This is a genomic window from Ferruginibacter paludis (assembly GCF_030409685.1).
GTDB classification, from domain to species: Bacteria; Bacteroidota; Bacteroidia; order Chitinophagales; family Chitinophagaceae; genus Ferruginibacter; species Ferruginibacter paludis.
In genome coordinates this window covers 1-2,225 of sequence record NZ_JAUFQJ010000021.1, presented here as the reverse complement: position 1 = coordinate 2,225, position 2,225 = coordinate 1, and the positions used below count along the sequence as shown (strand labels likewise).

At 39.5% G+C, this 2,225-nt stretch carries 3 protein-coding genes; all 3 read left to right on the top strand.

What is annotated here, in order from left to right; translation table 11 throughout:
- The coding region (locus QWZ08_RS23750) for a hypothetical protein (protein WP_290340104.1) at positions 1-232 on the top strand (232 nt) is incomplete at its 5' end.
- Positions 229-840, top strand: a complete 612-nt coding sequence (locus QWZ08_RS23745; protein ID WP_290340103.1) for a hypothetical protein — start codon at positions 229-231, stop codon at positions 838-840. The genes QWZ08_RS23750 and QWZ08_RS23745, both read left to right, overlap by 4 nt.
- A gap of 19 nt (positions 841-859) precedes the next feature.
- A partial coding sequence (locus tag QWZ08_RS23740; RefSeq protein WP_290340101.1) for an FG-GAP repeat domain-containing protein occupies positions 860-2,225 on the top strand: 1,366 nt, incomplete at its 3' end.

Sequence of the window (2,225 nt, the reverse complement as noted above, 5' to 3'; positions counted from 1 at the left end):
GCTGGGTGGCAACTTTTACCAGAGTAAACCGGAGGCAGGTATTTACGATGCCAGCTATGGCTTGCTGCTGAAAGGCGATGGTAAAGGAAATTTTAAGGCGGTTAATGAAAGTCAATCAGGCTTTTTTATAAAAGGTGCGGTGAGAGATATTATCAATATCAAAAACAAAAAAAAGAACCTGGTAATTGTAGCCAGGAACAATGATCAACCAAAAATATTTCAACAAAAATGATGAGGTTTAATAGCAGAAAAAGTAGTAGTTATTTTTTTTTAGTGGTGATACTGGTGGGAGTTTGCAGTTGTAAATCTTCGGTTACCGATCAGTACGATAAGCTTGTAAAAAAGGAATTGGCAAAAGGAGTAAGAGTTGACAGTCTCTTTCTGGGAATCAGCTTTGGCATGACGAGTAAAGCATTTTATGGGTATTGCTGGGAATTAAATAAAAAAGGAATTATATCAGACGGTGCCAACAACACCATGGTGCTTTATAAAATTGATTCAGGCTTAAGGTTTCCTGCAAGTATGAACTTTTACCCAGACTTTATTGATAATAAGGTTGCCAACATGCGGGTCACTTTTCAATACAATGCCTGGGCGCCCTGGAACAAAGCCCAGTTTTCAGATTCACTATTGCCGGATGTATTGCAACTATATAAGAAATGGTACCCGGGAGGAAATGATTTTATTACAATGACCGATAAGGATAAGAGAACGGTCTATGTCAAAGTAGATGGCAACCGCAGATTAGTACTCGGCAAATTTGACGATATGATTGTTAAATCTGAATTCACGGATTTGCTGGAGGAAGAAAAGATAAAAAAGCAACATGGTATTAAGTGAGTGTATAAATGACAAAGCCGTGAAAAACATCCATCCATATTTTCTGTATCTGCTGCCTGTACTTTTTTTAATTACAGCCTGCGGTCATACTGAAAAAACGGAACCGAAATTATTTGATCAGCTTCCGGCAGATTCAACAGGCATCAACTTCAGCAACCAGTTACCTGTTGATGATGCATTCAATATTTTTACCTACCGTAATTTTTACAACGGCTGTGGTGTGGCATTGGGCGACATTAATAATGATGGCCTGGTTGATGTTTTTTTTACTGCTAACATGCTGCCCAATCGCCTCTTTCTAAACAAAGGCAATTTTAAGTTTGAGGATATTACTGAAAAATCAGGCATCCAAAAAAAAGCGAAATGGTCCACCGGTGTTAGTATGGCAGATGTAAACGGGGATGGCTTTTTAGATATTTATGTATGTAACAGCGGCGATATAAAAGGCGACAATAAGCAAAACGAGTTGTACATCAACAATGGCAATAACACTTTTACAGAACGGGCAGAAGAATACGGACTTGCAGATAAAGGGTATTCCACCCACGCCGCTTTCTTTGATTTTGATCACGATGGCGACCTGGATTTGTTCCTGCTGAATAATTCTTTTAAAGCCATCGGCAGTTTTAACCTGCAGCAGAATGAACGCAACGTTCGGGATTCCCTGGGCGGCCATAAATTCTTCAGAAATGACAATGGGCATTTTACTGATATCAGCGCTGCCGCCGGTATTTATGGAAGCGTGATTGGATTTGGCCTGGGCGTAACGGTTGGTGATGTGAACGGAGATGGCTGGCAGGATATTTATGTTTCCAACGATTTTTTTGAACGGGATTATTTATACATCAATAATAAGAACGGAACTTTTAAAGAATCACTGGAAGATCAGTTGCACAGCATCAGCAATGCCTCGATGGGTGCTGATATGGGCGATATCAACAATGATGGGCATCCTGATATTTTTGTTACCGAAATGCTGCCGGAAAAAGAGGCCCGCATTAAGGTAAACACCACTTTTGAAAACTGGGATAAATACACCCTTGATTTGAAATATGATTACTGGAACCAGTTTACAAGAAATACGCTTCAACTAAATAATGGTAACAATACGTTTAGCGAGATAGCCCGCCTGGCAGGTGTACATGCAACAGACTGGAGCTGGGGAGCATTGATTACCGATTTAAACAATGACGGCTTTAAAGATATTTTTATCGCCAACGGCATCTATAAAGATTTAACCAACGAAGATTATATTCAGTACATTTCGAACTTCGAAGTTATGAATGGCATCATGACCAGCAAGGATAAAGATAAAAGTGCTTATAAGAAGTTAATCGATTTAATGCCATCGAATCCTTTATCGAACTATGCCTACAGCAACAACG